Origin of the sequence: Archangium sp. Cb G35, assembly GCF_001896145.1 — a bacterium.
In the GTDB taxonomy this organism is placed as follows: Bacteria; Myxococcota; Myxococcia; order Myxococcales; family Myxococcaceae; genus Archangium; species Archangium violaceum.
This window is the reverse complement of record NZ_MPOI01000027.1, coordinates 62,684-69,391: the sequence shown is the minus strand read 5'-3', so window position 1 is coordinate 69,391 and position 6,708 is coordinate 62,684. Positions and strand designations below refer to the sequence as shown.

At 67.3% G+C, this 6,708-nt stretch carries 8 protein-coding genes and 4 tRNA genes; 2 read left to right on the top strand and 10 right to left on the bottom strand.

Features of this window, described 5'->3' with window-relative positions:
• The 10 genes from BO221_RS51005 to BO221_RS50960 all read right to left on the bottom strand — a co-directional run.
• Positions 1–247 (bottom strand): GTP-binding protein (locus BO221_RS51005; RefSeq protein WP_233166643.1); only part of this gene is annotated, 247 nt, incomplete at its 3' end.
• Between the two features lie 16 nt (positions 248–263).
• A tRNA-Thr gene (locus BO221_RS51000) sits at positions 264–339 on the bottom strand.
• A gap of 21 nt (positions 340–360) precedes the next feature.
• Positions 361–436: transfer RNA gene (locus BO221_RS50995), tRNA-Gly, on the bottom strand.
• An 8-nt stretch (positions 437–444) separates the two neighbouring features.
• Positions 445–528: transfer RNA gene (locus tag BO221_RS50990), tRNA-Tyr, on the bottom strand.
• An 82-nt stretch (positions 529–610) separates the two neighbouring features.
• Positions 611–683, bottom strand: a tRNA-Thr gene (locus BO221_RS50985).
• 128 nt (positions 684–811) lie between these two features.
• Positions 812–1,660 (bottom strand): 23S rRNA (guanosine(2251)-2'-O)-methyltransferase RlmB, encoded by an 849-nt coding sequence (rlmB, locus tag BO221_RS50980; protein ID WP_073568220.1) that lies wholly within the window; start codon positions 1,658–1,660, stop codon positions 812–814.
• A gap of 6 nt (positions 1,661–1,666) precedes the next feature.
• Positions 1,667–2,119 carry a protein-disulfide reductase DsbD family protein gene (locus tag BO221_RS50975; protein WP_043392803.1) on the bottom strand — a complete coding sequence of 151 codons (453 nt, stop codon included), beginning with the start codon at positions 2,117–2,119 and terminating at the stop codon, positions 1,667–1,669.
• 72 nt (positions 2,120–2,191) lie between these two features.
• Positions 2,192–3,154: a RimK family alpha-L-glutamate ligase gene (locus BO221_RS50970; RefSeq protein ID WP_073568209.1), complete on the bottom strand. Its 963-nt coding sequence runs from the start codon at positions 3,152–3,154 to the stop codon at positions 2,192–2,194.
• 65 nt (positions 3,155–3,219) lie between these two features.
• Positions 3,220–4,542, bottom strand: a complete 1,323-nt coding sequence (cglB, locus tag BO221_RS50965; protein ID WP_073568208.1) for an adventurous gliding motility lipoprotein CglB — start codon at positions 4,540–4,542, stop codon at positions 3,220–3,222.
• Between the two features lie 126 nt (positions 4,543–4,668).
• Positions 4,669–5,061 (bottom strand): DsrE family protein, encoded by a 393-nt coding sequence (locus BO221_RS50960; RefSeq protein WP_073568219.1) that lies wholly within the window; start codon positions 5,059–5,061, stop codon positions 4,669–4,671.
• A 119-nt stretch (positions 5,062–5,180) separates the two neighbouring features.
• Between BO221_RS50960 and BO221_RS50955 the strand changes: the two genes are divergently transcribed.
• Complete coding sequence (locus BO221_RS50955) at positions 5,181–5,822, top strand: HEAT repeat domain-containing protein (protein ID WP_083682775.1); 642 nt, start codon at positions 5,181–5,183, stop codon at positions 5,820–5,822.
• A gap of 151 nt (positions 5,823–5,973) precedes the next feature.
• Complete coding sequence (locus tag BO221_RS50950) at positions 5,974–6,678, top strand: HAD family hydrolase (RefSeq protein WP_073568207.1); 705 nt, start codon at positions 5,974–5,976, stop codon at positions 6,676–6,678.
• Positions 6,679–6,708 lie beyond the last annotated feature (30 nt).

Here is a 6,708-nt window from a genome sequence, read left to right as displayed (position 1 = left end):
GGCAATCAACGTGCGCGTAGTGACGGTTCTTCGTCTTGTACTCCACGTGGGCCGTGGAGATGGTGATGCCGCGCTCGCGCTCCTCGGGGGCCTTGTCGATCTGGTCGTACGCGAGGAAGGTCGCGCCGCCCGTCTTCGCCAGCACCTTGGTGATGGCCGCCGTCAGGGACGTCTTGCCGTGGTCAACGTGGCCGATGGTGCCGATGTTGACGTGCGGCAAGCTTCTGTCGAACTTTTCCTTGGACATAACGCTCCTCGAAAAATGGAGCCCCGAACCAGGATTGAACTGGTGACCTCATCCTTACCAAGGATGCGCTCTGCCAACTGAGCTATCGGGGCTTGTATCTGCGACTACAACACTGGAGCGGGAAATGGGACTCGAACCCACGACATTCAGCTTGGAAGGCTGACGCTCTACCAACTGAGCTATTCCCGCGATTGCGATGGAGGGAGTTGGATTCGAACCAACGAAGGCGTAGAGCCGGCAGATTTACAGTCTGCTCCCTTTGGCCGCTTGGGTATCCCTCCGCAATGCCGTCTTCAACTATCTTGAAACCGCTGTTCTTCCTACTGCTTTTTTGCTCCGGGCCCTCATCCGCGGCCCCGTGCTGGCCGGCGGCGGGATTTGAACCCGCGACCTACTGATTACAAATCAGGTGCTCTACCAGCTGAGCTACACCGGCATCCATCTCTCCGGCTGCCTCCCCTACCCGCCCTACCCACCGACCGGAACCGCCAACCGCCCGTCCCGTCGAGGCGCGCCCTTTTAGAAGTCCCCGCCCCCCAAGTCAAGCGGTTTGATCCGGGCGGTTCAACTTCCGGCACCGGAACGTGACGTCCCCCGCTGCCGGGCGGCCTCGTATAGCAGAATCGCCGCCGAAACGGACGCATTCAGGGAACCGACCTGACCGAGCATCGGAATCCCGAGCCGGAAGTCACAATGCTCCAGCACCCCCTGGCGCACGCCTGCTCCCTCGGCCCCCACCACCAGGGCCAATGGCCCGTCCAGCCGGGCGCTCCACAGGGGTTGGTTCGAGTGGGGGTCCGCCGCGGCGATCCACACCCCGGCCTCCTTCAGCTCTTCCAGGGTCCGCGAGAGGTTGGTCACCCGCGCGATGGGGCAGTGCTCCACCGCCCCCGCGGACGCCTTGGCCACCACCCCCGTCACCGGCACCGCCCGGTCCTTGGCGATGACCACTCCGTGCGCTCCCATCGCATGCGCCGAACGGATGATCGCCCCGAAGTTGTGCGGATCCTGGATGCCGTCCAGCACCACCAGCAACGCGGGACGCCCGCTCTTCCCGGCCGCCTCCAGCAGATCCTCCAGCTCGGCGTATTCGAAGCCCCGCAGCTCGGCCACCACACCCTGGTGAACCCCACCATCGGCCATCACCGCCAGCCGCTCCCGGGGCACCCGCTCCACCCGGATGCCCGAGTCCCTCGCTCGGCTGAAGATCTCCGCCGCCGCCTTCGCGGCGAGCTGCCCCTCGGTGACGAAGAGGCGCTCCACCCGCTCCGCGTGTGCTCGCAAGGACTCGAGCACCGGGTTCACCCCGTAGACGTAGCGCTGCTCGCTCCGTTCCGCGCCGCGCTCGCGCCCTCCCCCACGCTCCCCACGCTGCTCTCCGCGCTCACTGCCCCTGGACGATCGCTGGCGCACCACGGACTAGAGAACCTCGACGGGCAGGGAGAACGTCTTCTGCTGACGGGCGCACAGCTGATCCGAGCAGATGAAGAACGTCAGCTTCGCCTCCAGCGTGCCCTTGCCGGCCGCCGTGGCCTTGAACGGCACCTCGAAGCGGGGATCCACGAACTGCTGCCCCTGCGCCTTCTTGGCCACCGAGTCCTTCAGCGCCAGCTTCTCCTGCGCGGGCGCCAACTGCGCGCCGCCCTTGAGCTCCAGCTTCAGCGGAGCCTCGTCGGAGACGTGGGCGCCCGGCTTGCTCTTGATGGACAACACGAACACGCCCTGCTCCCCCGCCTTCACCTTGGTGGAGGTGCCCTCCGTGCTCACCTCATAGAGAGTGGCCGGATTTACCTGCTCCTCGGCGTGGGCCTGGGTGCTGGCAATGGCCACCAGCGCGGCGGCCAGGGAAGTGATGCGTCGCAAGTGCAGCATGGTTCGTTCTCCTCACGGAAAAGCGGGGGCACCCTATCACCGACCCTCCGACGTCCGGGGGCCTCTTTCTGTTCATGCCTCGCCCACGGAGGCCTTGGGCCTCCGCTTGCGCCTGGACGGGGTACGCGGCTCCGGCTCCGGCAGCCCCACCCTCGGACCCCCGGCCGCCAGTTGCTCGGCGCGCTCGATGATGATGCCGGCCAGATCCAACCCCGTGGCCGCCTCCATCTCCGGAAGCGCCGGCGAGCTGTTCACCTCGAAGACCTTGGGGTGCCCCTCCTGCACGTCCAGCAGATCCACCGCCGCCACCTCCAACCCCACCAGCGTCGCCGTCCGCTCCGCCGCCTTCCGCTGGGACTCCGTCAACTCGATGCGCTCCAGCCGGGCTCCCCGGTTGAGCGTGTAGGACAGCCGGCCAACCCTCGGACGGCGCCGCACCGCCGCCACCGCCCGGCCTCCCACCACCACCACCCGCACATCCTGTCCCTTGTTCTGTACGTACTGCTGGACGACCAGGTTGTGCCCCAATCCGAGGATGGCCTCGAGCGCCGCCTCCAGGGACTGGAGGCTCTCGCACACCATCACCCCGTGCTTCTCCTGGCCCTGCAGCAGCTTCACCAGCACCGGCACGCCACCCACCAGGCCCACCATCGCCTTGAGGTCCGCGGCGTCACGCGCCATCACCGTCGCCGGGATGTCGATGCCGTGCGCCGACAGCAACTGCAGCGAGCGCATCTTGTTGCGCGACTCGGCGATGGCCCGCGCCGTGTTCACCAGCGGAACCCCGCACATGGCGAACTGATTCACCACCGCCAGACCGTAATTGTTGATGGATTGGGCGATGCGCGGGATGACCACGTCGCACGGGGACAGCTTGCGGCGCCGGTAGTACAGGTTGGCGCGCTGCCCATCCAGGTGCATCTCCACCCGGACCGGGTTGAGCACACGCACCTGGTGCCCTCTCGCGCGCCCGGCCTCGACCAGACGCTTGGTGGATGAAATGGAGGCGGAGCGCGAGAGGATGGTGATCTTCATGGGCGGCCAGGGCGGGCGCCGGAGACATAGCCCCGGCACCTCACCACGTAAAGCCGCCCCGAAGGCTACTTCCGCTGAACGGCACGAACCTCGATGTTCACCTTGTTCGCCGAGGTGGAGGCCTCGATGCGAGCACACGTGGCGCCCTGGAAGCGGATCCCCTCGTCCGTCAGGCTCCAGGTGTCCGGACCCGGAGAGAGACGCTCTTTGTTGACGTAGACCACCACCAGTTCCTGCGAGGACGGCTCCTGGCCATCCGCGAAGGCCAACAGGCAGGGGTTCGTCACCTGGATGGTCTCGCTGATCTTCCGCAGCGCAGCCACCAGCTCTTCCGAGTTGCCCGCCTGATAGAAACGGCGGTTGCACAGCTCTCTGGCCGTGTCACACGTATCACCCGTGCCGCAGTCCGCGTTCGTCTTGCAGGTACGCGAGAAGCCACCCTGCTCGGCCATGGCGTTGAGAATCGCCGTTCCATCTCCGGTGGCCAGCTCCGCGCCGAAACCGATGACGATGGTCTGGATGTTCGCGTCCTTCAGCGCCTTCACCGCCGACACCGAGCCATCGCTGTCGAGGCAGCCCAGCTTGTTGTACGGGTCGTACGTGCACAGGGACGTCCCGCTCAGGGTGCCCAGCGTGCACTTGCAGCCCGCGTTCGGATAGGGGGTCGGGAATTGCATGCTGCAGTTGGGAAGACCGTCCGTCAGCAGCAGCACGAAGCTGGAGCGGGCGTCCGTCTTCAATTCCGGCAGCGTGAGCATGTACTTGAGGCTGTCGTTGGTGGGCGTACCGCCCTCCGGCTTCTGGACCCCCGCCGTGGACGGGGCGTTCTTGATGGCCTGCAGCTTGGTGTTCACATCCGTGGCATTGGCCACGAGCGTGTCCGTGTCATCCGCATCCGAAGGCGGGAGCGCGACGGTGACTCCGGCCGAGCCTCCACACTTGTAGACCTTGTCCACATTCAGGTCCGGGTAGGTGGCCAGTCCGATGCGCGCAATGGAGCCGCTGCTGGTGAGGAAGGAATTCATCGCATGCTGCAGCGACGTCCAACGCGTGGGGCACCTGCCCGGGGACGCGCCGCCCGTGTCGCACGGGAAGGACTCGTTCACGCCGCAGATATCACCGCTGGCCGTGCCACCCCGCCGGCACACGTACGTCCCCGCCGAATCCCGAAGATTCTCGTTCACCGGGAGCGTCATCGAACCGGACGTGTCCACCAGCATCATCAGGTTCGGCTTGGCGTTGCGCGCGCTGATTTCGCGCGTTTCCGTCGTCTGCGAGATGGCCAGTGGCTCCACCGGCTCGAAGTCATACGTCTGGCAACCGGTGGCGAGAACACCACCGACCGTGCCCATCACGAGGGCCCTCAGGAGAGTCAGCTTGGCGCGCATAAGATTGAAAATCGCTCCTCGGAATCACGCGCGGGTTCCTCCCGCGCTCACCAGGGTCCGGCCCCGAAAGCGTGCCGACAATACCCTCTCCCGCGCGCCCTCGGCCAGCAGCAATCCAGTGCCTCCCTAGAGAGCAAGGGTGCGTGCACCTGCCGTCAATCTCCACAGCGACGCCAGTCCCATCACCTCGTCCAGCGTCCCCTTCAACTCCTCCGGCACGTATCCGCAGATTCTTACCGTGGTATCGCACGCCACCAGCTTCGCCCCCAACGCCCGCGCCTCCTCGAGCATCCGCGCCGGCACCGGAACCCCCAGCCCCTCCGCCCTCGCACTCTCAGACAACTCCTTCTCCGTGTGCGGCAGGCCGAAGCTGCCCCTCACCAGCGCCCTCAAGGCGTCGAAGGCGAAGACGAAATACACCTCGTCCCCCATCGCCGCCGCGGTGATGCCCATCGAGGCGGCCTGGAACGCGGGCTCATACGTGGCGTGCTGTAGGAAGAAGAAGACGCGGCCAGCCATAGGGCGCGCGACAATACAAGAATCCACTTTCAGCAAAAGGCACTCGGGGTGCGTCGAATCCACCCGCCCCTCCAGCCTATAAACGAGCTCCGTTGACGCCCAAACGAGGGAGCTCCCCCATGCCCTTCTCCCCACAACCCTTCCCGGCCCGCTCCGGCTCGCACCGCCGTCCGTACACCGCATCCCTGGCGTCCACCTGTGCGCTCGCCGCGTTGCTCCTGACGGGTTCCTCCCACCTCGGCACGGCCTCCGCTGCATTGATGCCGCCCTCCTCCCCCAGTGCGCCCCAGCCCCACGGCTCGCTCCATGAGGAGATCCTCCGCCTGCTCGACAGCCCCGACGCGATCCCTCGTGAATCCGACTGGGCCCGGCTCGGTCCCGAGGCCCTCTCCGAGCTCCTCGGAATCGTCACCCACCCGAGCTCCCCCGAGCCCCAGCGCTCCCGCGCCGTCGCCGCACTGGCCGTCGTCGCCCACCCCGAGGCCTCCCGGCGCCTCCAGGAGATGCTCCGCAGCCCCGTCTCCTCCGTCCGCGCCGCCGCCACGCTCGCGCTCGGCCGCCGCTCCGGACTCGAGGCCGTTCCCGTCCTTGCTCCCCTCCTCGCCGATCCCAATGAGCAGGTTCGCGCCACCGCCGCGCAGACCCTCGGACGCATGGGCGGGGCCGAGGTCCGCAAGGCCCTCGAGGAACGGCTTCCTCTCGAGGAGAGTCTCGCCGTTCGCGAGGCCATCCAGCAGGGACTGAGTTACGTCGAACCGTAGTTGCGGCGTTCGCGCAGACCCTCACCCCAACCCTCTCCCAAAGGGAGAGGGGGCTTTACCCTCACCCCCGTCCCCTCTCCCGGAGGGCGAGGGTGTGGTTGCTCCCAGGGCAAACAGGGAGGCGCTCGCATCGGGCCCGGCCTTCCGTTAGATGGGGGCCATGCGCCCCACCGTGCTCCTCTTCGACATCGATGGCACCCTCGTCACCACCGGCGGTGCCGGCCGCCGCTCCATGGCGCTCGCCTTCCAGGCCCTCCACGGCCGCCTCGATGCCTGTGACTCCTTCAGCATGTCCGGCATGACCGACCGCGCCATCGTCCGCAAGGGACTCGACATCATCGGCGTCCACCCCTCCTCCGACGCCATCTCCGCCGTCATCGACTCCTACCTCCTCCACCTCGCCCAGGAGGTCCCCCTCGTCGACGAACGCGACTACCGCCTCCACCCCGGCATGCGCGAAGCCGTCGAGGCCGCCCTCTCCCGCCCCGGTTTCGCCGTCGGCCTCGGCACCGGCAACGTCCGCCAGGGTGCTCGCATCAAGCTCGAGCGCGTCCGCATCCACGACCGCTTCTCCTTCGGCGGCTTCGGCTGTGACCACGAGGACCGCGTCGAACTCATCCGCCACGGCGCCCAGTCTGGTGCCAATCTCCTCGGCGCACCCCTCCAGGAGTGCCGCGTCGTCGTCATCGGCGATACCCCCAAGGACGTCGCCGCCGCCAAGGGCATCGGCGCTTCCTGCATCGGCGTCGGCACCGGTAACTTCACTCCCGACTCCCTCCTCTCCTGCGGCGCCGACTACGCCTTCCCCGACTTCACGGCCCGCGAAGCGCTCGCCGCCCTGCTCGACGGCCGCTGAGCCCAACCCCCACCCTCCCCCGGGGTGTGG

Excerpts from the sequence above, each read along its gene's own strand:
- BO221_RS50950 (WP_073568207.1), top strand. The coding sequence starts at position 5,974 with ATGGGGGCCATGCGCCCCACCGTGCTCCTCTTCGACATCGATGGCACC.
- BO221_RS50975 (WP_043392803.1), bottom strand. The coding sequence starts at position 2,119 with ATGCTGCACTTGCGACGCATCACTTCCCTGGCCGCCGCGCTGGTGGCC.
- BO221_RS50960 (WP_073568219.1), bottom strand. The coding sequence starts at position 5,061 with ATGGCTGGCCGCGTCTTCTTCTTCCTACAGCACGCCACGTATGAGCCC.
- BO221_RS50955 (WP_083682775.1), top strand. The coding sequence starts at position 5,181 with ATGCCCTTCTCCCCACAACCCTTCCCGGCCCGCTCCGGCTCGCACCGC.
- cglB (WP_073568208.1), bottom strand. The coding sequence starts at position 4,542 with ATGCGCGCCAAGCTGACTCTCCTGAGGGCCCTCGTGATGGGCACGGTC.
- BO221_RS50970 (WP_073568209.1), bottom strand. The coding sequence starts at position 3,154 with ATGAAGATCACCATCCTCTCGCGCTCCGCCTCCATTTCATCCACCAAG.